This is a genomic window from Paenibacillus sp. HJGM_3 (assembly GCF_045062745.1).
GTDB lineage: Bacteria > Bacillota > Bacilli > Paenibacillales > NBRC-103111 > Paenibacillus_AA.
In genome coordinates this window covers 1-25,406 of sequence record NZ_JBJGED010000044.1, presented here as the reverse complement: position 1 = coordinate 25,406, position 25,406 = coordinate 1, and the positions used below count along the sequence as shown (strand labels likewise).

Sequence of the window (25,406 nt, the reverse complement as noted above, 5' to 3'; positions counted from 1 at the left end):
CAAAATAAGCCTTTTTCCCTACTTAGTGGAACCACGTTCCCGAACCTGCGCAGGTACGTGATTCCGTCTTGTTCCCCTACGTGTGTATTCCGTTAGCGCGCCTCGAAAGTGCGGAACATCTCCTCGAACAGCACGAAGTGGCTGTCGAGGACCTGGTCCGGCGTCAGCTTCACTCCCGTCGAATCCAACCCCATGTTGGACTCGAACGTCATGCTCATGCCGCCGCACGTATGATGGATCGCCGAGGTGAGATTGAACGACGGATAGGGGGACTTCGCCCCATCTACCACGACTTGATCCACCACGGTGAACGGGATTCCCCGCGCCGTACACGCGAGGGCCATCCGCAGGTTGAACGCCATCTGCCGTTCCTTGACCGCCTGCGGCAAGTAATGGATGGCCGGGAAGTGCACCTCCGTGTCGGCCCCGCCGTGCAGCTGGACGGCAAAATCGACCGCCTCGCGCTCCGACAGTGCGAGCAGAGCCGCCGTCTCCCGCGCCATCGGCGCGAAGAAGTTGTCGTGCATCAAATTGATGCCGTCGTCATTAAAGTACGAGCCGAGGAAGCCGCTCGCCTCTTTGATCGGATGTACGGCCTTGCAGTCCGGCCAGCGGCAGAGGGACCCGTCCTTCCAGGACCCTTGCATGTAGTACACGAACTCCTCGTACGGCACGTCGAGCAGCGAATCCACCGGCAGCCGGGCCCGGCCGTCCGGGTTCATGCACGGCAGGAGCAGCAGGCGGAACCGGCCGGCTCGCTCCAACACATAATCATGCCGCACTCCCCGGTAATCCGTCCCCGTCTCGAGCAGCCGGATCAGGTTCATCACCGCGGAGATGCCTTCCAGCTCCCCGCCGTGAACGCCGCCGACGATGAGCAGCACCGGCTTCGCGTCCGGGCCCTTCCGGGCATAATGGTCCGCGCTGCCCGCTCCACAGGCCGAGCTATAATTCGCCCGGCGCCCGAAATCTTCCCGCTCGCCGTATTCCACGAGATAGATGCTTCGGCCGCCGGCCGATGTCGTGAGCACGCTTGTCTGTCCTTTGACGACCTGCCGAACACCGGTCTCGATCTCGCTCAACCGGCTCTGCCAAAATGATGGAACCACAGAGACCCCTCCATTATGCTGGATCAATAAATTCACCATCAAATCTTAGCAAAGGTGCCGGGAGGTGTATATCCTCACAACTTCGGATTAACAGCCGAATGGTGCACAATTATGCGAAAAAGCTCAAGTTCCGTAAAAGTGACCAGGTTGTCTGGCGGCTCCGCTGCCCAAAATCCCGTTGCCCGCCGCTACCCGCGCGACGACCGACGGTACTCTTTCGGGCTAACGCCTGTCCGTTCCTTGAACATCGCGCTGAATTGCGGGCCGCTGCCGAAGCCGCACTCGAGCGCAATCGCGGTTATCGGCTTGCCGGAGTCGCGCAGAAGCGATTTGGCGAGGTCGACGCGTCGGTGCACGACATATTGCATCGGCGAATAGCCGGTCTCCCGCTTGAACAGATGGCGAAAGTAATCGTAGCTGTACCCCAGGCTTGCGGCCAGCGCCGGCAGGTTCAGCTTCTCCCCCGCATATTGCTGGATATAGTTCGTCGCGTAGACCAGCTTGTCGCCCAGCTCACCACGCTCACCCGCCCCTTGGACGCGGCCGACCTCCACTAATAGCTGGGCGAGCAGGCTGCGGAGCTGGATTTCATAAAAACTGGACTGACCGCGCAACTCTTCCATCATACAGTGCAGCAGCTCCAGCATCCGGCCGCCCGACGTGTCGGTGTACAGTCCGCTGCGCAGGGGAATCGGCGTGTTGTCGTAAAAAAACACGAAGAACAAGACGTACGTGTCGCTCCGTCTATACTCGTTGTGCCGGCATCTCGGCGGAATGATCGCGAAATGTCCTCCCCCATACTCGAACGCCGCGTCCCCGATCTGCGTGCTTCCGATTCCGCTCGCATAATAGACGAGCTCATACCCGGCATGCTCGTGAAAGTCTATATGCGTGCCGCCCGCTCTAGTATCAGCCACGAAAAAATCCAACGTACAGTTCATCCCACGCACCTCCACAATAGCCGAAAACCATAAAAAGATGACCAGTTCATTATAGAACAGCCACGGATCGGATGGTACTATGAATGCGAACAGAGCCACTAACGATAAAGGAGACCCTAAGATGCCGATCGCCTATCCCCCGATATCCGAGGAGGCCAGACTGCGTCGTTTGCAGCCGCCCGCAGGCCGCGTACGGATGGTCCTTGACACGGACGCCTACAACGAGATTGACGATCAATTCGCGATCGTGTACGCGTTGCAGTCGCAAGACCGGCTGGACGTGCAGGCGCTCTATGCCGCGCCGTTCCACAATTCCTTGTCCGACGGACCGAAGGACGGCATGGAGAAGAGCTACGTCGAAATCCAGGAAATTCTCGGCCGCCTGAACGCAACGGCCACTCATCCCGTTTTCCGCGGCTCCGATCGCTACTTGCCCGGCACCGAGACGCCCGTCGACAGTCCGGCGGCGCGGGACTTGATCGACCGGGCGATGACGGCGCCGGACGACGAACCGCTCTATGTCGTCGCGATCGGCGCCATCACGAACGTGGCGTCGGCCATCCTGCTCGAGCCGCGCATCATCGAGCGTATCGTCGTCGTCTGGCTCGGCGGCCACGCGCTCCACTGGCGCAACACGCGAGAATTTAATCTCGCGCAGGATATCCCGGCTGCGCGGATCGTGCTCGATTGCGGCGTACCGCTTATGCTCGTGCCATGTATGGGCGTCGCGTCCCACCTGCTGACGACGCTTCCCGAGATCGACCGCTACGTGAGAGGAAAGGGCGCGATCGGCGACTTCCTGGCAGAGCGGTACGAGAGCTGCAAGCCCGACCACTATGCGTATTCCCGGGTCATCTGGGACATCTCCGTCATCGGCTGGCTCGTCGATCCGGAATCGGTGGCGAGCGTGCTCACGCATAGCCCGGTGCTGACCGATCAGGCGACTTGGAGCCAGGACGCCACCCGGCATATGATCCGCTGCGCCAGCGGGCTGTCGCGAGATCGAATCTTCCGGGATTTGTTCCGCAAGCTCGAGCAGAGCGCGGCACAACCGCACACCAACCCCTAACGCCACGCAGGCAAAAAAATGCGATCGACCCTATCCCCGGGTAAACCCAGGGCTAGGGCGATCGCCGTAGCATACGATTACTTGCCTTGCTTGCTCATATACTCCACGTATTCTTTCTCCGCATCGGCCGTTGCCGGGTACCATTCCTTCTCCAGGAAGTCCTTGAACTGCTGCTGCGAAATTTGACCTTGGATGAACTTCATCTCCTGGTCGTCCTTCTTCTTCACCAGATCCGGAATGGCGCTATTCAGGTTCAGGATCTTCGGCGAGCGGACCGCCGGAATGTTGATCACCTTCATTTGCTTCAGCGCGTCGTCGAGCTGGGACTTGTATTTACTGAGCCGCTCGTCGGTATCCGCGCCCTCGATCGTGGAACCGCTGCCGTCGATCGCATTCGCAAGCGTCATGTACGTGCTCGTAAGGGTGGAGAGCTTCGTCGTTTGCTCAGCGGTGCGGCTGATTTTCTTCGTCGCCGGGTCATAGCTGTCATAGGTGAGGCCCTTCACGCCGTTTTGCAGCAACGTATTCGCTTCGGCGGTGTTGCCCCAGTCCAGGAACTTCAGCACTGCGTCGACGTTTTTGCTCGATTTCGGAATCATCCAGCCGCCCCAGACTGCAGGCGTCACCCAATCCGAAGCGACACCGTTCGAATCCTTCAGAACGCCATGGTAGGTGTACTTTTTGTCCGATTCCTTATCCTTGGCCAGATTGCCCATGACCGCATATTGGTGCCCGTACATAATCCCGATTTTGCCTTGATTGAACTTGTCTTGGTCCACGTATATTTTGTTGATGAGGAATTCCGGATCGATCAGCTTCTCGTCATTCAGCTGCTTCAGGTACGTCAAGTATGGGAGGTAACCGGACATTTTCTCGCGGATCTTGTAGTTGCCGTCCGTATCCTTCGCCCCATTCACGATCGGCAGGCTGAACGCCGAAGCGAGGAAGTTCGTGGAGTTCCAGATCGTGTTGCCGCCGAGCGTCGGGTTGGAGAAGCTGACGCAGTACGTGTCGGCCTTGCCGTTGCCGTCGGGATCATTCTTCGTGAACGCCTTGCATACGTTCGTGAATTCGTCGAGCGTAGTCGGCGCCTTCAGCTGCAGCTTGTCAAGCCACGTCTGGTTGACCAAATACCCCCAATGGTTGACGACGTTCGTTCGCGGAATCAAATACAGCTTGCCGTCGGTCGTCGACTTGGCGCCGTCCCACATTTCCTTTGTGATGTTTTTCATGAGGTTCGGGTACTTGGAAATTTTGTCGTCCAAAGGGGTCAGCAAGCCGTTCTTCGCCCACGTCTCCATATTGGCGTCCGCGCCCCCCCAGTTGTACACGAGGTCCGGCAAGTCGCCGGAAGCCATCATGACCTGCAGCTTATCGACGTAGTTGTTGATCGGAGGCGCTTCGATCGACAGCTTGACGTTCGCGAGCTTCTCCATCTCGGCGACGACCGGATTGTTCTCCAGCACGATGCCGGCGTTCACCCGGTTGAACATCTTGATCGTAGTCGGGGCGGCCGGCTTGGCGCTGGCCCCCGCACTTGCTCCCGGAGTGCTGCTAGCCGCGGTGCTGCCCGTGTCCTTGGTGTCGCCGGTCTTTCCGCAGGCCACCACGACCGGCACGAGCAGTGCCAATGTAACCAGACTGCGTACGAACGGTTTGACCGCCTTTTTTTCCATACCCAACTCTCCCTTTTCGTTTGAAATGTATTACAACTGCAAGCGAGGCCGGCAGCTATAAACGGATGAAACCGAACTGGCCAAGATTACCCTTTGATCGAGCCCACCATAAGCCCTTTCATAAAAAACCGCTGCAAGAACGGATACACGAGGATGATCGGCAGCGTGGCGAAAATGATAATCGCCATCTTGATCGTAAATACGGTCACGCCGGTAGAGGCGTCCATCGCATCCTTCGCTACCCCTCCGTCGTCGACAACGAGATCTCGCAGGATGAGCATGAGCGGCCACAAGTCCCGTTTGGACGTATAGATGATCGCCGAGAAAAACGTGTTCCATTGCGTAACGGCATGGAATATGACGAACGTAGCTATCGCCGGCTTGGACAGCGGGATAATGATGCGGGTCAGCACCTTGATCTCGTTTGCCCCATCGATGAAGGCAGACTCCTCCAGGCTGGGCGGGATTTCGCTGATGAAATTTTTCATCAAAATGAGGTTGTACGCCCCGAGCGCCCCTGGCAAAATCATGCTCCAGATGGTGTTGTACAGATGCAGCTCCTTCACGAGGAAGAAGTTCGGGATCAAACCGCCGTTGAAAAACATCGTAAACGTGATGAGAATAAGGATGACGTTCCGGCCCTTGAGATCCTTCTTCGACAGCGGGTAGGCCGAGACGAGCAGCAGCGCGATGTTGAGCGCCACCCCGAGCACGGTGATCAGAATCGTATTCCGGTATCCGGACCACATGAGAGGCATGTTGAAAATTTGCTTGTACGCGCCAAACTCGAAGTGGCTCGGGAATAGCAGCAGTGGGTTGTCCAAGTATTCCGAATACGGCGTCACGGACAGTACGGCTACGTAGTAGAAAGGGAACAAGCAAGCCAAGGCGAACAGGCCGATGCCCAAATAGTTGATAAGGTCGAAAATGCGGTCGCTGACGGATCTGATTTTCACCTGCTGAGGCCTCCTTCTCTGGTTGCGGCAATCGTGCAGTGCGGCGAGCGGACTACCATATGCCTTCCTCCTTGAACAGCTTGGCGATCGCGTTGCCGATCAGCAGGAAGATAAGCCCGATCACGGAGGTGAACAGCCCGACCGTCGTCCCGAAGGAGAAGCGCCCGCCCAGAATGCCTACCCGATATGCGTACGTCTCGAACACCTCGGACACGCTCAGGTTCATTGGGTTTTGCAGGACGAAGATCTGCTCGAAGCCGTTGCCCATAATCTGGCCGAGCCGCAGCAGGAACAGCACGACGATCGTCGATTTGATGCCCGGCAGCGTGATGTACCACAGCTTTTTGAGCCGCCCCGCCCCGTCGATGCTTGCCGCTTCGTACAGCTCGGAGTTGATGCCCGCGATCGCCGCGAGATAGATGATGCTGCCCCAGCCGGATTCCTTCCAGATGCTGCTCAGAATGACGATCGGCCGGAAGTAGTCGGTGTCCGCCAGGAAGAAGATCGGGTCGAAGCCGAATTTGCCGAGGAAGATGTTCACCACGCCCCACGTCGGGGACAGGAAGTTGACGAGAATGCCGCCGATGACGACCCAGGAGATGAAGTGGGGCAAGTAAATGATCGTCTGCGACACGCGCTGGAAGATCATGCTGCGCATCTCGTTCAGGAACAGGGCGAGCAGGATCGGGAACGGGAAACCGAACACGAGCCGCAGGATGCCGAGGTAGAACGAGTTCCAGAACACTTGGTAGAAGTCGCTCAGCCCGAACATGTACCGGAAGTTGTCGAGCCCGACCCAGGGACTGCCGAGGATGCCTTTGGCGAAGTTGAAATCCTTGAACGCCATAATGACCCCGTACATCGGGATGTAATTGAAGATGAAGAAATAGACCACGCACGGGATAAGCAGAATGTACAAATACTTTTTTTGATTCAAATAGCGGAGCGCCTGTTTCCAGCTGCCGGACCGACCCATCTCGTCACCTCTGATCGTCGTTGGTTGTTGGCTTAAGTGTACGATTTCCGGCCGGGGCAAACATCTACGGACTTTGGGGAAATGGATACGATTTTTAGGTGGGGGCAAAGGGAGAAAAAAAGAAGACCTCCGACGGAAATCGGAAGTCCTCTTCGTTAGGTGCTGGGCGAAGCGCGACGGTTATCGCGGATAGGCGGCGTCTAGCGCACCGAGGCCGCTTGCGCCGCCTTCGTTCGCTCGATCTGCGCGAGATGAACGGCGACGTGGCGGATGAAGCCTTGAAACAGCTCATCCACGGTGACCGGCTTGCCATTGTTGTCGCCCGTTCTCCCCCCGTCCTCTTCGACCAATCGTTCGAAATACAGCGCGTTGTAGTGTAATATCGCCTCGTATGCGCGTAAAATCGCCTCGATGTCCGCCGAGTTCGCCCTCGAGCTCTCCACCCAGGCGTCCTGATCGTAGACCGGCAGTGCCGGGTTCGGTTCGGCCACAATTTTGCGTATGCGCACGGCGTGCACGAAGCTCGAGTCGACCAGGTGAGCGACCACCTGCTTGACGCTCCAGCGTTCCGGCGACGGCTTCCAGCTCAGCTGCTCGTCGGTCAAGCCTTCGATGCTTTCCCGAATCCGCCGCAGCGTATCCTTGTATTCCGCTATGGATCTTGTTGCCGTATCGCTCATAGTTCCACTCCCCATTCCTCGAAAATCGCTTGATTGTGCTCGCCTTTGCGTGGCGGCCGTTTGCCGATGCGGAACGTGTACCCGGACAGCTTGACCGGATAGCCGACCGTCGTCGTTTTGGCGCCATTCGGCAGATCGAGCTCATGCAGCAGCCCGGAATCGGCCACCGCGGGATCACGCAAAATGTCGGCGAAATCGTTGACCGGCGCACACGGCACGCCGCGCCGGTCGAATTCGGCGAGCCATTCAGACGCGGTGCGGCGATCGAACGTCTCCTGCAGCAGCGCCGCGAGCTGCTTCTGATGGCGGGCGCGGTCGATTTGCCGGAGGAAGCGGGGATCGCACTCCAGCTCTGGCCGGCCGACCGCGGCGCACACCTCGCCCCACAGTTTGTCGTTGCCCGCGGCGATGACGAACGGCTTGTCGCTGCCGCGGAAGCCTTGGTACGGCGCGTTGCGCGGATGCGCACTGCCGAGTCGCTTCGGCGCGGCGCCGTTGCCGTAGTATTCGCTCGTCTGCAGCGCAGAGATGCCGAGCACGCTGCCGAGCATCGGCGTGTCGATATAAGCGCCGCGGCCGGTGCGGTCGGCTTGCAGCACGGCGGCCAGCACCGTGTAGGCGCCGTACAAGCCGGCGGCGAAATCGGCGACCGGCACGCCGCATTTGACCGGCTCGCCCTCTTCTTCGCCGGTCACACTCATCAAGCCGCTGATCGCCTGAATCGTCACGTCGAACGCGCCTTTGCCCGCATAGGGCCCTTCTTGGCCGTAGCCGGAAATCGAGCAGTACACGAGCCGCGGATTGAGAGCGGCGAGCGATTCGTAATCGAGCCCGAATTTGCCGAGCACGCCGGGCCGGTAATTTTCCACGATGATGTCCGCCTTGGCGCACAGCGCGCGCAGCCGTGTCAGCTGCTCCGGCGATTTGAAGTCGAAGGCGACGCTGCGCTTGTTGCGGTTCAGCGAGCTGAAGTTGGCGCTGAACGGATCCCCGTCCTCGCCTTCGACGAAGGGCGGCCATTCTCGCATGCCGTCGCCCGTGTCCGGGCGCTCGACCTTCACGACGTCGGCGCCCAAATCGGCGAATAGCATGCCGGCGAACGGGCCGGCAGCGATTTGCCCGAACTCGAGCACTTTCAAGCCGTGCAGCGGTCCAGGTCCGTATCCTGATCCGTGTGCGTGTGCGAGTCCCTGTCCGTGGCCGGAAGATGGTAGTGTCATAACCCGTTTCGTTCCTCTCGTTGAAATGCGGTGCGATGCCGCTTATCCGGCATACACCGGAGCTTCGTTGTCGTGCCGCGTCACCACGTCGCGCAGTCCGCCCGTCTCCACATCGTGAATGTGGCGCGGCTGCTTGCCGATGTCCGTGCCATAAATGTGAACAGTGATCGCCACGTCGTCGAACGGGTTGGACACGCCGTGAATGTCGTAGTCCGGGGGATATACAAACGAAATGTCGCCTTTCCTCGCCGTGACTTCCCCCACCTCGCGCAATCGGTAGCGCGGCTCGGCCGATTCGCCAAGAACTTCGCGGCGGAACCGCTTCTCCACGACCGCGCCTTCGTACAGGCCGACCAGGCCCCAGACGAGGTGGTCGTGAACCGGCGCCGTCTGCTTCGGCCCCCAGATGAAGGCGATGACCGAGAACGACTCGTCCTCCGGCTTATACAGCAAATACTGCGCGTATTTATGCGGCAGCGGAGACCGGTATTCGGCCGGGATGAGCTCCTCCTGCGCGAGCAGCCGCTGCAGATGGGGTCGCACCCCGTCCACGATCGCGCGGTTGCTCCCGGCATGTGCCAGCACCTCGGCGATATCCTGCTCTAGCTGCTTCCATTCGTATCGTTCGCTCACTTGGGTCAGTCTCCTCGTATGATATGTTGGCATGCGATCGTCAGCCTAGCGCGCTGCGGGCGAATACCGGGTACACCGGCAGCAGCCGTTCGAACACCGCGCTCCGAAGCGCCTCCAATTCAGCCGGTGTGGGCGGCCCCGCACGGGCGATGCCGTCCGCTCCGGCACGCACGTCGAAGCCGGTGCGCGCCTGCACCTGTTCCGGCGCCCAATCCGGCGCCGTCTCCGTTAGCCGCAGCGCTCCGTCCGGCGGCGTCGGCCGCAGCGTGCCGAGCGGCGTGAACACCCCGTCAAGTCGGCCCCGGCGCCATACATCCTCCGCCTGCGCGAATGTGCTCGTCGTCATGTCGAGCCGTTCGGGGAAGCCTTTGACCGTATGGTCGGTTTTGAACAGCAGCACCCGCTTGCAGACGAACGCGACGACGGCCGACCCGGCCCCGCCGGGCAGCCTCGCTTTCGGCCGGCGGTAATCGCCGATGGCCTGTAGATTGATGCCGCCATAGCGATCGATCTGGCCGCCGCTCAGAAAAAACACGTCGACGCCTCCGCGCTGCATAAAGTCAAAAAATTCCTTCGTCCCATCGAACGGCCAGCCGGGTTGACCGAGCATGTACACCGTCGACCGCGGCGCATGTGTGGCCTGCGCTAGCAGTGCGGCGGCGGCCGGAATCATAGACAGATTGCCGACTGCGATCGTTTCACCGTCCCGCAGCTGCCGGGCCAGCGAGCAGATCAAAAACTGCTCGTCCGTGTACGCTCGGGACGCCGCTTCGGTGCGCGCGTTCACGATGCCTCCACGCGGACGCGGACCAGCACTCGGTAGGCGTCTTCGTCCGCCTCACCGGCGTATCGGCGCAAATAATCGGCGAACGACTCGCCCGAGCGCGAAGCATCAACGTACGCGCGCACGTGTGAAGCATCGACCGGATAACGGCCGGGGCAGGCGGTTGGATGGGCGCCATGCGGCGCGTGCACGACCGCCGTTACGTATAGTGACGGCACGATTGCGCCGCCGTGCCGCGCGCTCTCCTCGCGCAGCCGCTCCGGCGTGACGATCGCCTCCGCCGTGACGATCGTGCGCCGCGACGCCTGCGCCAACAGACGGTTGTTCTGCGCCGGATCGGCCCACACATTGCCGAGCGTATCGGCCGCATACGCGTGGAAGAACGCGACGTCAGGCCGAAGCGCCGGTACGACAGCGATGCGCTCCCGCTCGTCGTACGGATTGACGACCGTGCGGAAATCGCCGCGGATCGTCAAGTAGTCGGTGCCGATCAGGCCGCGCACCGGCATGAACGGGATGCCGGACGCTCCCGCCTGGAGAGCCGCGAGCAGCGTCGGGCACGCGTGCTCGAGCCCCTCGACGGAGCCCTGCTCGAAGGCGCGGCGGAAGTGCGGCGCGAAGCCGTACTCGCCTAGCGAGATTTGCGAGAACTCGACGCTGGTCGCCGCACCGGCGCCGATCAGCAGATCGGCGCCGATCGCGGACGAGCCGACGCAGACGAGCCGCAGGCCGCGCCTTCCGGCGCGAACCGTCTCGCGCACGAGCGCCATCGGCGCCATGTCCATGCCGCCGCTGATCGCCAGCTGCGCGCCGTCTTCCACCAAGCGGGCCGACTCGGCCAGCGAAACGATTTTAGACGAATCCACTCCATAGGGAGAGGTCACGATCGTCACTCCTTTTTCAGTGAAATGGCGTAGCCGCGAAGCGAGCTCGCCTACAGCGGGAAGTGGCAGGCCGCCAAATGGCCCGGCGCCACTTCCCGCAGCTCCGGCTCCTCGCTGCGGCAGCGGCTGGTCGCCGCCGGGCAGCGCGTATGGAAGCGGCAGCCGGAGGGCGGATTCGCCGGCGAGGGCATCTCGCCGGCGATCGGCGCGAACGTCCGGCGACGCTTCGGATCGGGCACCGGGATCGCGGCGAGCAGCGCTTGCGTGTAGGGATGAGCGGGATGCCGGAACAGCTCGTCGGTCGGCGCGATCTCGACCAGCTTGCCAAGATACATAACGCCGATCCGGTCGGAAATATGGCGTACGACGTTCAGGCCGTGGGCGATAAACAAGTAAGTCAGGCCAAGCCGCTCCTGCAAATCCTGCAGCAGGTTGATCACCTGCGACTGCACGGACACGTCGAGCGCGGACACCGCTTCGTCGGCCAGAATGAATTGCGGCTGGAGCGCGATCGCCCGGGCGATGCCGATCCGCTGCCGCTGGCCGCCGGAAAATTCGTGCGGGTAGCGGTCGATCCAGCCGGCGTTCAAGCCGACGAGCTGCATGAGCTCCTCGACCCGCTCCCGTTTGGCGGCTCCGCGCAGCGATTCGTGCACCCACAGCGGCTCGCCGATAATGTCGCCCACCTTCCAGCGCGGATTGATCGAGCCGTACGGGTCCTGGAACACGATTTGCATATCACGCCGCGTCGTCTTCCACTCACCGCGTCCGAGACGAGTCAGGTCGCGCCCTTGGAACAGCACCCGGCCTCCGGTCGCCTGCTCCAGCTGCAGCACGACCCGGCCGAGCGTCGACTTGCCGCAGCCCGACTCGCCGACGAGCCCGAACGTTTCTCCCTTTTCAATGGAGAACGACACGCCGTCCACGGCGCGGATGAACCGTTTGTGGCGCTGCAGCAAGCTTTTGCTGAGCGGGAAGTATTTCTGAAGCGACTGAATCTCGAACAGCGGCCGCATCGTCTCTTCGGACATCGTGTCCGGCCGCCGCACCTCTGCGACCGGCCGCTCCGCATCTGGCCCCGGCGTACCCCGCCGCTCGCGTTCTTGCTCCGCCGCCGCGGTCTCCAGCAGTGCTTCCGCGTGCCAGCAGGCGACCTCGCGGCCGTGCAGCTCCTGCAGCGGCGGCTCCTCGGCGGCGCAGCGTTCGGACGCGTGCGGACAGCGCGGATGGAAGCGGCAGCCAGTCGGCAGCGCGCTCAGGCTCGGAATCGCGCCCCGGATCGTGTACAGCCTGGCATCGCGGTCGCTGTCCAGCGTTACGATCGACTGCAGCAGCCCCTGCGTATACGGATGGTAAGGCTGCTCGAACAGCTCGATTACTGGCGCCTGCTCGGCGATTTTGCCGGCGTACATGACGAGGATCCGGTCGGCCAGCTCGGCCGCGATCCCCAAATCATGCGTAATCAGCAGAATCGACATGCCGAACTCCGTCCGCAGCTCCTGCAGCAGGCTCAAGATTTGCGCCTGAATCGTCACGTCGAGCGCGGTCGTCGGCTCGTCGGCGATGAGCAGCTCGGGTCCGCAAGCCAGCGCGATGGCAATCATCGCCCGCTGCCGCATGCCGCCGGACAGCTCGTGCGGATATTGCTTCATGCGAATCTCCGGCTCCGGGATGCCGACGCGGCGAAGCAGCGCAACGGCTTCGGCATGCGCTTGAGCTTTGGTCGCGTGTTTGTGCCGCCGGATCACCTCCATGATCTGGTAGCCGATCGTGAAGACCGGATCGAGCGCCGTCATCGGCTCTTGGAAAATCATCGCGATCTTGCGGCCGCGCAGCTCGTTGATTTCCTTCTTCGACAGCGCTGCGAGGCTCCTCCCGTCCAGCAGGATGTCGCCATGCGTGATGCGTCCGTTGTCATAATCGATCAGGCGCATGATCGACAGCGATGTAATCGTTTTGCCGCTGCCCGATTCGCCGACGAGGCACACGATCTCCCCGGCGCCGATCCGCAGGCTGACGTTGTTGATCGCGTTCAGCGAGCCTCCGGTGGTACGGAAATCGACCGAGAGCTCGTCAATCCGAAGCAATTCCTTCATTTAGATCACCTCCCGGGCCGAAGCGTTGCTTTACGCCCGACCTTTCTTCGGATCGAATCGGTCGCGCAGATCGTCGCCCAGCAAATTCACGATCACGACGAGCAGCGTGATCGCAAGTCCCGGGAACGTGGCGATCCACCATGCCACCGTCATGTAGCTGCGTCCCTGCGACAGCATGTACCCCCAGTCGGGAATTTCTTTGATCACCCCGAGCCCGAGGAAGCTGAGTCCCGTGCCGACGAGTATCGAAGTGCCGACGCCGATCGTCATCATCACGAGCAGCGGTGAGAAGCAGTTCGGTAAAATATGGCGCAGCATAATTTCCAAGTGGGATGTGCCGATCGCGCGAGCCGCGTCAATAAACGGCCGGCTGCGGATCGAGATCACCTGGCTGCGCACGACCCTGGCTTTGCCTGGAATAGAGGCGACGCTGATCGCCAGAATGACGTTGAAGAAGCTTGGTCCGAGCGCGACGGCAATGGCGATCGCGAGCAATATACCGGGAATCGTCATCAGAATGTCGTTGACCCGCATGAACAGCGAATCGACGACGCCTCCCCAATAGCCGGCGATGAGCCCGAGCAGCGTACCGGCCAAGCCGCCGATGACGACCGACACGACGCCCATAGTAAGCGACTGACGGCTCCCATATACGACCAGCGACCAGACGTCCCGGCCGAACTGATCGGTGCCGAGCCAGTGCGCCAGGCTCGGGGGCTTCAGCAGCTTGTTGGTCATCATGTCGGTGGGCGAATATGGCGCGATCCATTGCGGCACGATCGCGCACACGATCACAAACGCAAGCACGAACAAAGAGAACGAGAGCAGCACTTTGGAAACCGACCAGTTGAACGCCTTGGCTGCCGGACGCTCCCGCTTGACGCGTTGGGGTAAAACCGTTTCCTGCGATACCGTATTCGTCGACATGGCGTCAATCACCTCACAATGGCTTTATACTTAGTTCGGCGCATTACGATTTGCGCACGCGCGGATCGACATAAGAATAGGAAATGTCCACCAGCAAGTTGCACAAGACCGTAAACAAGGCGGTGATCAGAATGGCCGCTTGAATCACCGGAATATCTTTCTGGTTGATCGCGTCGACCACCATTTTGCCGAGTCCTTGGCGGGAGAAGACGGTTTCCGTCACCACGGCGCCGGACAGCATTTCGCCAACGAGCAGGCCGAGCACCGTGATGGCCGGCAGCAGCGCGTTGCGCAGGACGTGCTGGTACAGGATGATGCGGTCGGTCAGCCCTTTGGCCCGCAGCGTGACGACGAACGGCTCGCCGATCACCTCGAGCACGCTGTTGCGGACCATCCGCGCCAGCATGCCGGCTCCTGTGACGCCCAGGGCGAATGCCGGCATGATCAGCTGCTTGAAGCTGCCGTTGCCGATCGCCGGCAGCAGCTGAAAGTGTACGGAGAAAATGAGAATGAGCAGGATGCCTAGCCAAAATTTCGGCATGGACACCCCCAGCAGGCTGATCACCCGGACGATGTAATCGAAGAACCGGTTCTTGTACACGGCCGACAGCACCCCGAGCACCACGCCGATCACAACGGCCATCGCCGTGCTAAGCGCCGTCAGCGACAGCGTGGCCGGCAGCTGCGCGATCAGCCGATCCAGCACCGGCTGGGAGTTGGCGAACGAATTGCCGAAATCACCGCGCGCGCTGTCCCATAGGTAGGACACGTACTGCCGCCAAAGCGGCTCGTTCAGGCCGAACTGCTCCCGCAAAAAGGCGACGCGGTCCGGAGCGGCGTCATCGCCCGCGATCATTTGCGCCGGGTCGCCCGGCAGCCAGTGGATGATCAGGAACACGATCGTGAGCGAGCCGATCACGACCGGTATGGATGCGATCAGCCGTTTCACAATAAATTTCACCATCATGGACTCCCTCCTCCGCGCGCTTCACGTTTCACGCTTCGCTACGATTACTTTTGGATCCACGCATCATAGAACACAGGCCACGCCGGAGAGTCGAACGTGATGCCCTTCACTTCCTTGACCGACGCCACCGAATATTGGAAGACGTAGGTCGGGATCGCGTACACATTCTGAATGATGTATTCCTGCACCTTTTTGTAAATCTCTTTGCGCTTTCCGGGATCGGTTACCAGATAGCCCTCCTCCAGCCAAGCGTCCAGCTGTGGATCGTTGGCTCGAGCGATGTTGTTGACTCCCGAGGGCCCCTTGGTCGAGAACAGTTGGCGAAGAACGTCGGGGTCACCTGAGAACTGGCTGCCGGCGACGAGCTCGTATTCGCCCTTCAGACGCCGCTCCGAGTACGTGCCGGAGGGCAGCGACACGATTTTGAGCTCGATGCCGACCTTCTTCAGCTGCTGGATGAAGATGGAGATCAAGTCCAGCCGCTTCTCCCGGTTGCCTTGCGTATCGATGAGTTCCACGGTCAGCCGCTTGCCGTCCTTGGTCCGGTAGCCGTCCGATCCCTTCACCCAACCCAGACTGTCCAGCGTTTGATTCGCCTTGTCCACGTCCGGTTTGTACGTATTTTCCAGCGTCGGCGTATAAGCAAATTGCTGCGGCGAGATCGGCGACCAGCCTTGCTTGGACGTGCCGAGATAAATCGTCTTGACCGCCGAGTCGATATCGAGCGCCGAACGGAACGCTTCCCGCGCCTTCACGTTGTTCCACGGCTCCTTCTGCTGATTCAGGTACAAGTTGAAGTTGGCCTGCAGCAGCTCCGTCTCTTGGACGTTGAAGTTTTTGTCCGCTTTGAGCGCGACCAGATTTTGCGGCGGAATGATGTCGGCCACCTGCACCTGCTTGCTCTGGAGCACACTGACGCGGGTCGCCTCTTCGTCGACGTATTTGACCGTTAATTTGTCGAGATAGGCCGTGCCTTGATGCCCCGCGGTTTCGGGCGCCCAATTGTAATCTGGATTTTTGACGAATTCGACCTGTGTGCTCGGCGTCAGCTTCGACAGCTTGAACGGTCCCGTGCCGACCGGATTTTGCGGATACGCATCGCCGTATTTGCGGACCGCCGTCGGCGACACGAAGCCGAGATCAACTTTGGCCGCGTTGCTGAGGAACGGAGCGAACGGCGTTTTGAAATGAATGCGAACGGTATATTCGTCGATGATCTCCGTCGACTCGTACGGGCCGATTTCGTTCAGCGAGCTGGACGCTTTGGTCGCCGGGTCCTTGATCCGGTCGAAATTGAACTTCACCGCCTCAGCGTTGAACGGCGTGCCGTCATGGAACTTAACGTCCTTGCGCAGGTGGAACGTGTAGCTCTTCTTGTCCTCCGACAGCTCCCAGGAGGTGGCCAGCCACGGCTTGAACGTATGATCCGGCAACTCGACGACAAGGCTGTCGTACAGGTTGCGCATGACCCTAGTAGTTGGTGCGAAGCCGGCCTTATGCGCGTCGAGGCTGTCGTTGGTGATCGTACCGGCAAGCGCCCACGTTAGCTCGCCGCCCGGCGTAACCTTAGACGCATCGGGCTTGGCCGAAGCGGACGACGATGCGCCTGCCTCTGTTTTGTCGTTGCAGCCTGCCGTCAGGAGCGCGGCGCTCAGGACGACGGCCGCTATAGCGAATACGGATTTTTTCATCGGATTCCCACCTGATCTCGAAATGTTTGCTCGGCCGTATACCGGTTGACAGGGACCGCCAGTCCCAAATGCCCCCGCAGCGTATCCGCCTCGTAATCGGTTTTGAACAGCCCCCGCTCCTGCAAAATCGGCACCACGAGCTCGGTAAAATCCTTCAGCTCACCCGTCGTGCCCGTGGCGATGATAAATCCGTCGGCCGCGCCATTCTCGAACCATGTCTGTATCCGATCGGCCAGCTGGAGCGGCGTTCCGACGAAGCGGCTCTTCGGCGTAGCGCAATACAGCGCGGTTTCCCGCAGCGTCCAGTTGTTCTCCTTGGCCGTCCGCTTGATCCGAGCCGAAGCACCTTGCATGCTGTCGCTGCCGAGATCGCCGATATCGGGAAACGGCGCGTCCAGTGGATATACGGTGAAATCGTGATCGTTAAACGGACGCCCCAGAGCAATGAGCGCTTGATCGATGTCCGCGAGCTCCGCGATTTGCCGGTACTTGCTTTCGGCCTCTTCCTCCGTTCGTCCAATGATCGGCCGGATGTTCGGGATGATAAACAGGTCGTCTGGAGATCGTCCGAAGGACACGGCCCGTTGTTTCAAATCGCGGTAGTAGCTCTGCGTTTCTTCGAACGAGCCGTGGCCGGCGTATACGACATCGGCGTGGCGGGCGGCGAAGTTGCGTCCGTCCTCCGAATTGCCCGCTTGGAAGATGACCGGATGGCCTTGCTTCGACCGGGAAATGTTGAGCGGGCCTTTAACCGAGAAAAACTCGCCCTTATGATTCAGCGCATGCTGCTTTGAAGGATCGAGGAACACGCCGGTCGCTTTGTCCCGAGGAAAGGCGTCGTCCTCGTACGAGTCCCATAGCCCGCGCACTACGTCCAAATATTCGTGAGCAAGCCGGTACCTCACCTCGTGCGGGTAGTGCTTTTCCTTGCTGTAATTGCTGGCGCTGCCCTCGAGCCACGAGGTAACGACATTCCACCCCGCCCGGCCGCCGCTCAGGTGATCGAGCGAAGCGAACTGGCGTGCGATCGTGTACGGCTCGCTGTAGCTGACCGTCACGGTGGCGACGACGCCGATGCGTTCCGTGACGGCCGCCAAGGCCGACAAAACGGTGAGCGGCTCGAAGCGGTTCAAATAGTGCGGGCTCGACTTCTCGGTAATATAGACGCTGTCCGCGACGAACAGAAAATCGAGCTTGGCCGCTTCCGCCTGCTTCGCCTGCTGCTTGTAGAATGGGAAGTTGATGCTGCCGTCGGCGAACGCTTCCGGATGCCTCCAGTCCGTCCAACTGGCCCCCGCTCCGTGGAGCTGTGCGCCGAGCACCAACTGCTTGCGTTTTGCCATGCTGTTCCCTCCTTCTGTTATGCCTGTCCAACCTTTTCCTTGGTGTAGCGGTTGACCGGGACCTTCAAGCCGAGGTGATCGCGAAGCGTATCCGCCTCGTACTCGGTGCGGAACAGGCCGCGCTCCTGGAGAATCGGCACGACCAGCTCGACGAAATCGTCCAGGCCGCTCGGCGTCGCCAGTGCCACGATAAACCCGTCGGCCGCCCCTTCCTCGATCCAGCGCTCGATCGTATCCGCGACCTTGACCGCCGACCCTACGAATGTGCTTCTCGGCGTCGCGAACCGCAATGCCACCTCGCGCAGCGTCAGGTTGTTCTCCCTGGCCAGCTTCTTGATCCTGTCCGAGCCGCCCTGATGGCTGTTTATGCCGAGATCGCCCAGATCGGGAAACGGCTCGTCGAGCGGGTACTGCGAGAAGTCGTGGTCGTTGAACGGCCGCCCGAGCGCGGTGATCGCGTCCTCGATCGTAACCAGATGGAGCTTCTCCTGGTATTTGCGCTCCGCCTCTTCCTCGGTGCGGCCGACGATCGGCCCAATACCGGGCAAGATGAACAGCTCGTCGGGATTGCGGCCGAATCCGGCTGCGCGCCGCTTCAAATCCTGGTAGTACAGCTTCGCGTCTCCGATATTTTCGTGACCGACGAAGATGGCGTCCGCGTTTTTCGCGGCGAAATTGCGACCGTCCTCCGACGTGCCCGCCTGGAAGATGACCGGCTGCCCTTGCTTCGAGCGGGAAATGTTCAGCGGACCTTTGACCGAGAAAAACTCGCCCTTATGGTTCAACGCGTGCTGCTTCGAAGGATCGAGGAACAGTCCGGTCGCTTTGTCTCTGGGGAACGCGTCGTCCTCGTACGAATCCCACAGACCCTTGACGACGTCGAGGTGCTCCTGCGCGATCCGGTACCGCTTGTCGTGCTCCGGATGCTCCGCCTTGCTGTAGTTCTCCGCGCTTCCGGACAGCCAGGAGGTGACGACGTTCCAACCGGCCCGGCCGCCGCTGATATGATCGAGCGATGCGAACTGTCTCGCGACCGTGTATGGTTCGCTATAGCTCGAAGTCAAAGTAGCAACAAGCCCGACACGCTCGGTTACGGCCGCGATCGCCGATAGAATCGTCAGTGGCTCGAACCGATTCAGGTAATGCGGGCTCGACTTGGCGTTGATGCTGACGCTGTCAGCAATGAACACGAAATCGAATTTGCCCTCCTCCGCCTTGCCCGCATGCCTTTTGTAATAAGGAAAATTAATCGCCGCGTCCGCCACCGATTCCGGATGGCGCCAGTCCGCCCAGCCTCCGCCAGCCCCTTGAATCATTGCGCCCAGCTTCAATTGTTTTTTGCCCATCGTTCTCTTCCTCCTCATTTGAGATCGTAATGTTTTACAATCTGTTAGTATTCCGATTATTTTACTATGATTTAAAATCATATCTCATCCCCTTTCACATGTAAAATTCAAAGATGTGAACCGATTCTCCATTTTTTTTGAAGTGATACAGGACACGGGAAGAAAGTTTAGTATTCCGGTTGGATTAGTCAATTTTCTTGTGATAGGATAGTTATATCGGAACTTCATCGTTTTGTACAATGGAAAAATCGGAACGGATCGTTCATGTTTTTTGAACGGAGCAGAAGGGAGATGCGAGGATGGACATTCGCACGATCAAAACGTTTCAGACGATCGTCAGGCTGGGGAGCTTTCAGCGGGCGGCGGAAGACCTGCTGTACGGCCAATCGACCATCACGATGCACGTACAGAAGCTCGAGAGCGATTTGGGGATCAAGCTGCTCGAACGCGGCAAGAAGCTGCAGTTGACCGAAGCCGGGCGGCTGTTCCACCAGCAGGCGGATTTGCTGCTAAAGGATTACGATCATCTGCACGCGATGATGACCGAGCTGTTGCAGGGCGAAGCGGGGCAAATCCGGATCGGCGCCATGGAACCGACCGCGAGCTATCGGCTGCCCCACATTATCGGCCCTTTCCTGCGGGAACATCCGAAGGTGCAGATCAGTGTGCAAATCAATAACACGACCGTTCTCGGCCAAATGTTGGCGGACGGGCTGATCGACCTCGCCATCTGCTCGACGCCAGAAACCGGGGTCGATCACTCGTTCGAGCCACTGTTCTCCGAGGAGCTCCGCCTGCTGGTGCCGACCACGCACAAGCTGGCGTCGAAGGATCCGGTATTCCTGCAGGACCTGCAAAACGAACGGCTGCTGATGACGACCGGCGTCTGCCCATACCGCAAAAAGCTCGAAAGCGCCCTGCTGGAAAAGGGCGGAAGTCCGTATGCGGGGATGGAGATCGGCAGCATGTCCGCGCTCAAATTTTATGTCCAGGCGCAGTTCGGCATAGCCGTCGTACCGGTCATCACCGTCACCCCCGCGCCCGAAGGCACGGTGCTCAAGCCGATCGCCGATCTCGAGTCGGGGCTTGTGACCGGGCTGCTGCACAAGCAAGGCAGCTCCTTCCTGAGCTCCGCCGCCGTCAAGCTGATCGCCGCGCTGCAGGAAGGACTGCGGCAATCGGCGCACGCTTCGTAGAACAGCTGTTGCACCACGGGCAAGAGCTGCACGGCGACTGCTAATTCGTTTGTTAGCTCCTCCTCTTTACGGCGGATTGTCATTAAAGGCACGGACTGCTTAAGGGTACTATCCCTTTCACTCAGACTGCTGGGGCCTTCGTAAGTGCCGTGACACACCTGTTTTGGAAGAGGCTACTGTTTATGGCGCAGGTATCCGGCAAATTGGATGATTCCAGGTGGAACGTTAATAAGACCCCACAGTGAAATACACGGCGCGGTCCGGATTAGCTGCAAAATTTGCTTCTAATTGAGAATGGAGGCTAATCAAAAGGGAGCTAGAAGAAAAATGTTCCTCTAATTCTGTAGACGAGCCAAGTCTCGACCCGAATTAAAGGGATAGCGGCAATTTCTTTATCTATTTGCTCAGAAAACCCGGTATTTCCGGTATTAGAAGAAAATTTTTCATTTATATCCCCCTACTTCTTCTGCTCGGCCCGCTGCTGTTTGAAAATCTCGTAGATGTCCTTCGTCAAAATGATCCGGCCGCGGTCGTTCGCGTAGAAGTTGCGGTACCAGTCGTCAACCTGCTGGCCGCCGGCCCGCGTCCAAGCCGCGATCGCGTCCTGCTTGGCCATCTCCGCCGTGTAGCCCGGCGTCAGGATCGCCTTGATCCAGATGTCGCCCTCGGCGGAGCCGACCTGCCGCGCCGTGGCGGACAAAATCATCTGCAGCTCCTTCGGCAGCTGAGGCATCTGCTCGGAATGCGTCGGTCCGGCCACCTGCAGATCGAAATTGACGAACGACGAGTTCATCTCGAACATCGTCTTCACCTTCGCTTGCAACGGATCCGATGCGTCGAGCTTGTTCGTCCCGTAGTAGCAGGGGCCAGACAATAACGGCGAAGCCAACATCGCATAATCGCCCGAGCCGAAGTTGAACTCCGCCCGCCACCGGTCGAGATTGAGCATTTGCGGGCATTTGCCCTGGACGGTCATGCTGTGCACGCCCTCGAAGCCGTAATACATCGTCTTCATAAACTTCTCCGAAGCGGCGAAGTCCACGTATTGCATCACCGCCTGCAGATCCTTGGCCTGTGCATTGACGACTCCCGTCATCTGAAACGGATTCACGAACACAGGATTGAACTGCCCGACCGACGTCTTCGGGTAGGGCATAACGGTTAGCTCGGCTTCCGGCACATTGGTCTTCAGCGGCAAATAAAAGTCGGTATAGAACGTAATCGGCACGTTGAACTGCTCCATGTAAATGCCGATCTTGCCGTTCAGGAAATCTTGCTTCGCCTTCCAGCCGTTTTTGTCGCCCAAGTAGTTGCGATCTACTAGACCCTCGGTGTACAGCCGCTTCTTGAACTCCGTCACAGCCGCGATATTGTCCCAGCCGTGAACGAGCTCGCCCCCCTGCACGACGAAGTCCGGGTAGGTCACCCCGAACATCTCGTCCAGTATCGCCCCCGAATTGTTGGACATCGCGAGCCCGTAAGTATCGCGCTTGCCATTGCCGTCCGGATCGAGCTCGGTGAACGCCTTGGCGGCGAGGTACAGCTCCTCGGTCGTGCGCGGAATGTCGAGCTTCAGCTTCTGCAGCCAATCGGTGCGGATGAACAAGCCACGCATCGGGATCGTTTCGTTAATACGGCCGAACTGATACAGCTTGCCGTCCGCACCTGTCCCCGCCTTGACCAGGATCGGATATTTCTTGAGCAGCTCCTTGTAGGTCACGCTGTACTTCTCGATCATATCGTCGATCGGACGGAGCAGCCCCTGGTCGATCCACGGATATTTGATCTGTGGCGCGTATTCGAGTATCAAGTCCGGCGCTTCCTCGGCGGCGAACAGCGTATTCAGCCTCTGCTCCGACTGAAGGCGCGGCACGGACACGAATTTGACGTCCACCGGGCCGTTCTCGTTAATCCAGCGGGTAATCCGGTTGTTGTCGACCGTCCCAACACTTGACGGAATTGTACCGCGATCATAGATCGATACCGAGATGCTGCCCCGCTTGGCCGTGGACGCCGGTTGACCGCTAGCCTCCGGCTTCGCGTCCGCCTCGCAGCCGGCCAACAGCAGAAGGACAGCGGTGACGTAGAGCTGGCCTATTCGATTGCGGAACTTCCCCATGGCGGACTCCCCCTTCTACTTTATCCCTTTTCCTCAGCTTTGGTACAGCTTGCGGTATTCCTTCGGCGAGCAGCCGGTCGCTTGCTTGAACAGCTTGGCAAAATAATTGGGCAAATCGTATCCGACGACGCCGGACACTTCGGTCACGTTCATATCGGTATTGGACAGCAGCTGTTTCGCCCGCTCCATGCGCAGGTCGATGAGAAACTGCACGAAGCTGCGTCCAGTCTCTTTCTTGAACAGGTGGCTGAAGTAAGCCGCATTCAGATGAATGTGGGACGCCACTTGCTGCAGCGACAACGGCTCCGCGAAATGCTCCTCGATATAGCGGACGGCCCGGTTGATCGCGCTCGCGCTGTACTTCCGCTGCCACTCCTGGAACGCCCGCAGGAAGGAGTCCGTCTCTTCCGCGAGCCAGTGCCCGGCCTCCTCCGTCGTACGGCACTCATGGAGTTTATCGATCCGCTCGGTCATCGCCTTCGGATCGTGCACGCTCTCCAACTGCTTACGAGCCGTATCCAGAAGCCCGAAGCTGAGCGACAACGCCTCGATCTTCCACGCGTCCGTCTCGACGCCGTAGCGGACGATCTCCCGGACGAGCTCGTCCAGGTAGGTCCGCAGCGCCTCCGACTGCCCGGCGGTGATGAACGCAACCGTCTGCGCGCTGATCAGCTGCTGCCGGGCGCGGTTGATCGGGAACGCGTCCCTTCCGTCCCTTCCGTCGCTCGCGCTCGTGCCGCCGACCACGCCGCCGTTGCCGCTGCCGCGATCCGCGGGGTACGCGGCCCGAGCTTCAGCTGCAGCCGCCTCGTACATGTCGGGCAGCTGCAGCAGACGCGGCACGACGCCCGCCTGCCAAGCGCGCACGGACAGCCCGAGCAGCTGCCCGATCGTCCCGCAGACGGCGTCGCAGAACGGCTGCTCCTGGGCCGCCGGCTGCAGCAGCAAGCCGAACCGCCCCGCCTCGATGAGCAGCAGCGTGCCGGAGAGGGCGTGGTTGTCCAGCATCTCGCCGATGATATTCAGGACGGCGAACTGCAAAAGCGGCACGTCCTGCTTCTGGAACTGCTTGTGCGCGGGGAAGAAATCCGCTATCTGGAACACGACGAGCCGGCCGCCGACCACGGCCCGCTCCAACTCAGGGAACAGCTCCGCCGAATAGGGGAGCCGGAGGAACACCGAGCGCAGCGCGCTCTCCAGCCGCAGCTGATGCTCGCTAGCCGCCTTCCGCGCCTGCGCCTGCCGGTCCGCCAAGAGGGCGTCCACCTTCAGCAACGCTTCGTCGATATCCGATTTGCCGCACGGCTTGACGAGCAAATCCAAGGCGCCATGCCGCAGAGCGGTCTGGGCGTATTGGAAATCCTGATAGCCCGTAATGACGATAAACTCAATGTGAGAGAACCGGGCCTTCACCCGCTTCAGCAGCTCCAAGCCGTCCATTATCGGCATGCGGATGTCGGTGATGACGAGGTCCGGCTGGCAGTCGGCGATCAGCCGCTCGGCCTCCTGCCCGTTATCCGCCTCCCCGCATACGGTCCAGCTCGTGCTGGAGCCGGCGATCATCTTGGCCAGCCCTTTGCGGAACAAAGGCTCATCTTCAACCAGCACGATGCGTGTCATCTTCGGCCCCTCCTCCAGTAGACTCAATCTCATAAGGCAATGTCAGCCGAATGAGCGTACCCTCGGCGAGCGGCCGGATGTCCAGCCCATACGGCTCGCCGTGCACCAGATGAATGCGGCGAGCGACGTTGCGGATGCCGATGCTCTCCCGCTCCCTGCGCTCCTCGTAGACACCCCGGTCCTCCATCGCCCGGCGGATCGTCTCCGGCGCCATGCCGCAGCCGTTGTCCTCAATCTCGACGATGAGCTGCGCGCCTTGCCGGAATTGCCGGAAGGCGCGGATCGACAACCGCTTATCGGCCGTCTGATCCTGAAACGCGTGTACGAACACGTTCTCGACCAAAGGCTGCAAGAGCAGCCGCTGCATCCGGCCTTCCAGCAGCTCCTCATCGGCTTCGATGCGGACGGTGAGCTCTTCGCCGTGACGCGCTTCCTGGATCGTCATGTAGTTGCGGATTTGCGCCAGCTCCTCCCTGAGCGTGGTCGGCGTCGACACCGAAGCGAGCGAGTAGCGCAGCAGCTCTGACAGACTGGTCACGAGCGACGCGGTCTCGGCGTCGTCGTACAAGTACATGATTTTCCAGTAGATGGAGTTCAAAGCATTATGCAAAAAATGAGGATTAAGCTGAGCCTGCAGCGCCTTGAGCTCCGCCTCCTTCTCGCTCAGCTTGCTGACGTAGACCTCCTGAATGAGCGATTGGATATCGGCGACCATCTTATTGAAGCTCTCGGCCAGGAAGGCGAACTCGTCGTTCGACGTCTTCGGGATCACCTCCCGGAAGCTTCCCTCCCGGACCCGCTGCATCGCCCGAACGAGCATGTGCAGAGGCCGCAGCATTTTGCCGCTGAAAAACGAGACGCTGAGCGCCATGAGCAGGACGCTTACGAGTCCCGACACTAACGCGAGCTTGTAGACGCTGCTCCCTTTGGCTTTGATGTCCGCAAGCGAGATGCCGCTTACCAAGGTGAAGGAGCGGGGCTCGTATTTGCTTTTCACGAACAGGTAGTCCTCGTCGTCCAAATGCTGGATGAACATGCCGGCTTGATTCGCCAGCTGAGGCTCGTACCCGGCCCGGCCATCCGGCTCCCGGCTGTACAGCAGCTTGTTGTTCTGGTCGTAAATATACGCCCCCGTCGTGCGCCCGGCCATCAGCGGATCGAGCGAACCCCCGA

21 protein-coding genes are annotated in these 25,406 nt (G+C 60.2%); 2 read left to right on the top strand and 19 right to left on the bottom strand.

Features of this window, described 5'->3' with window-relative positions; translation table 11 throughout:
• Positions 1 to 92: 92 nt before the first annotated feature.
• Together ACI5FR_RS31675 and ACI5FR_RS31670 are read right to left on the bottom strand one after the other, a co-directional pair.
• Positions 93 to 1,109 (bottom strand): M14 family zinc carboxypeptidase, encoded by a 1,017-nt coding sequence (locus ACI5FR_RS31675; protein ID WP_405462023.1) that lies wholly within the window; start codon positions 1,107 to 1,109, stop codon positions 93 to 95.
• Between the two features lie 188 nt (positions 1,110 to 1,297).
• A complete protein-coding gene (locus tag ACI5FR_RS31670) occupies positions 1,298 to 2,050 on the bottom strand; it encodes a helix-turn-helix transcriptional regulator (RefSeq protein ID WP_405462022.1) in 753 nt (250 codons plus the stop codon).
• 121 nt (positions 2,051 to 2,171) lie between these two features.
• Here ACI5FR_RS31670 and ACI5FR_RS31665 point away from each other — a divergent pair, with 121 nt between their 5' ends.
• Positions 2,172 to 3,119 (top strand): nucleoside hydrolase, encoded by a 948-nt coding sequence (locus tag ACI5FR_RS31665; RefSeq protein WP_405462019.1) that lies wholly within the window; start codon positions 2,172 to 2,174, stop codon positions 3,117 to 3,119.
• A 77-nt stretch (positions 3,120 to 3,196) separates the two neighbouring features.
• On the opposite strand, the gene ACI5FR_RS31660 is transcribed toward ACI5FR_RS31665, so the two are convergent.
• The 14 genes from ACI5FR_RS31660 to ACI5FR_RS31595 all read right to left on the bottom strand — a co-directional run bounded on the left by ACI5FR_RS31660 (position 3,197) and on the right by ACI5FR_RS31595 (position 19,298).
• A complete protein-coding gene (locus ACI5FR_RS31660) occupies positions 3,197 to 4,795 on the bottom strand; it encodes an extracellular solute-binding protein (protein WP_405462016.1) in 1,599 nt (532 codons plus the stop codon).
• Between the two features lie 86 nt (positions 4,796 to 4,881).
• A complete protein-coding gene (locus ACI5FR_RS31655; RefSeq protein ID WP_405462013.1) occupies positions 4,882 to 5,751 on the bottom strand; it encodes a carbohydrate ABC transporter permease in 870 nt (289 codons plus the stop codon).
• A 52-nt stretch (positions 5,752 to 5,803) separates the two neighbouring features.
• Positions 5,804 to 6,727 (bottom strand): ABC transporter permease, encoded by a 924-nt coding sequence (locus ACI5FR_RS31650; protein WP_405462010.1) that lies wholly within the window; start codon positions 6,725 to 6,727, stop codon positions 5,804 to 5,806.
• Positions 6,728 to 6,927: 200 nt separating this feature from the next.
• Entirely contained in the window at positions 6,928 to 7,407 is a 480-nt protein-coding gene (locus tag ACI5FR_RS31645) for a DinB family protein (RefSeq protein WP_405462008.1), read from the bottom strand.
• The gene (locus ACI5FR_RS31640) at positions 7,404 to 8,627 is read right to left on the bottom strand and encodes a CaiB/BaiF CoA transferase family protein (RefSeq protein ID WP_405462006.1); all 1,224 of its coding nucleotides are present in this window, start codon (positions 8,625 to 8,627) and stop codon (positions 7,404 to 7,406) included. The genes ACI5FR_RS31645 and ACI5FR_RS31640 overlap by 4 nt, the downstream gene beginning before the upstream one ends.
• A 42-nt stretch (positions 8,628 to 8,669) precedes the next feature.
• The gene (locus ACI5FR_RS31635) at positions 8,670 to 9,260 is read right to left on the bottom strand and encodes a cysteine dioxygenase family protein (RefSeq protein WP_405462004.1); all 591 of its coding nucleotides are present in this window, start codon (positions 9,258 to 9,260) and stop codon (positions 8,670 to 8,672) included.
• Between the two features lie 40 nt (positions 9,261 to 9,300).
• Positions 9,301 to 10,047: a CoA-transferase gene (locus ACI5FR_RS31630; RefSeq protein ID WP_405462001.1), complete on the bottom strand. Its 747-nt coding sequence runs from the start codon at positions 10,045 to 10,047 to the stop codon at positions 9,301 to 9,303.
• Positions 10,044 to 10,928, bottom strand: a complete 885-nt coding sequence (locus tag ACI5FR_RS31625; RefSeq protein WP_405461998.1) for a CoA transferase subunit A — start codon at positions 10,926 to 10,928, stop codon at positions 10,044 to 10,046. Before ACI5FR_RS31625 ends, ACI5FR_RS31630 begins: the two co-directional genes overlap by 4 nt.
• Before the next feature lie 50 nt (positions 10,929 to 10,978).
• Positions 10,979 to 13,024, bottom strand: coding sequence for a dipeptide ABC transporter ATP-binding protein (locus ACI5FR_RS31620; protein WP_405461995.1), 2,046 nt, complete (start codon positions 13,022 to 13,024; stop codon positions 10,979 to 10,981).
• Positions 13,025 to 13,054: 30 nt separating this feature from the next.
• Entirely contained in the window at positions 13,055 to 13,951 is an 897-nt protein-coding gene (locus ACI5FR_RS31615; protein WP_405461993.1) for an ABC transporter permease, read from the bottom strand.
• 43 nt (positions 13,952 to 13,994) lie between these two features.
• Positions 13,995 to 14,918 (bottom strand): ABC transporter permease, encoded by a 924-nt coding sequence (locus ACI5FR_RS31610; protein ID WP_405461991.1) that lies wholly within the window; start codon positions 14,916 to 14,918, stop codon positions 13,995 to 13,997.
• A gap of 44 nt (positions 14,919 to 14,962) precedes the next feature.
• Complete coding sequence (locus ACI5FR_RS31605; RefSeq protein ID WP_405461988.1) at positions 14,963 to 16,609, bottom strand: ABC transporter substrate-binding protein; 1,647 nt, start codon at positions 16,607 to 16,609, stop codon at positions 14,963 to 14,965.
• A complete protein-coding gene (locus ACI5FR_RS31600; protein ID WP_405461986.1) occupies positions 16,606 to 17,952 on the bottom strand; it encodes an LLM class flavin-dependent oxidoreductase in 1,347 nt (448 codons plus the stop codon). The genes ACI5FR_RS31605 and ACI5FR_RS31600 overlap by 4 nt, the downstream gene beginning before the upstream one ends.
• A 17-nt stretch (positions 17,953 to 17,969) precedes the next feature.
• Positions 17,970 to 19,298, bottom strand: coding sequence for an LLM class flavin-dependent oxidoreductase (locus tag ACI5FR_RS31595; RefSeq protein WP_405461972.1), 1,329 nt, complete (start codon positions 19,296 to 19,298; stop codon positions 17,970 to 17,972).
• Between the two features lie 299 nt (positions 19,299 to 19,597).
• Here ACI5FR_RS31595 and ACI5FR_RS31590 point away from each other — a divergent pair, with 299 nt between their 5' ends.
• Positions 19,598 to 20,494, top strand: coding sequence for a LysR family transcriptional regulator (locus ACI5FR_RS31590; protein ID WP_405461966.1), 897 nt, complete (start codon positions 19,598 to 19,600; stop codon positions 20,492 to 20,494).
• 457 nt (positions 20,495 to 20,951) lie between these two features.
• On the opposite strand, the gene ACI5FR_RS31585 is transcribed toward ACI5FR_RS31590, so the two are convergent.
• The 3 genes from ACI5FR_RS31585 to ACI5FR_RS31575 all read right to left on the bottom strand — a co-directional run.
• Positions 20,952 to 22,613: a type 2 periplasmic-binding domain-containing protein gene (locus ACI5FR_RS31585; protein WP_405461963.1), complete on the bottom strand. Its 1,662-nt coding sequence runs from the start codon at positions 22,611 to 22,613 to the stop codon at positions 20,952 to 20,954.
• Between the two features lie 33 nt (positions 22,614 to 22,646).
• Positions 22,647 to 24,233, bottom strand: coding sequence for a response regulator transcription factor (locus ACI5FR_RS31580; protein WP_405461959.1), 1,587 nt, complete (start codon positions 24,231 to 24,233; stop codon positions 22,647 to 22,649).
• On the bottom strand, positions 24,211 to 25,406 hold a 1,196-nt coding region (locus tag ACI5FR_RS31575; protein WP_405461957.1), incomplete at its 5' end, for a sensor histidine kinase. The genes ACI5FR_RS31580 and ACI5FR_RS31575, both read right to left, overlap by 23 nt.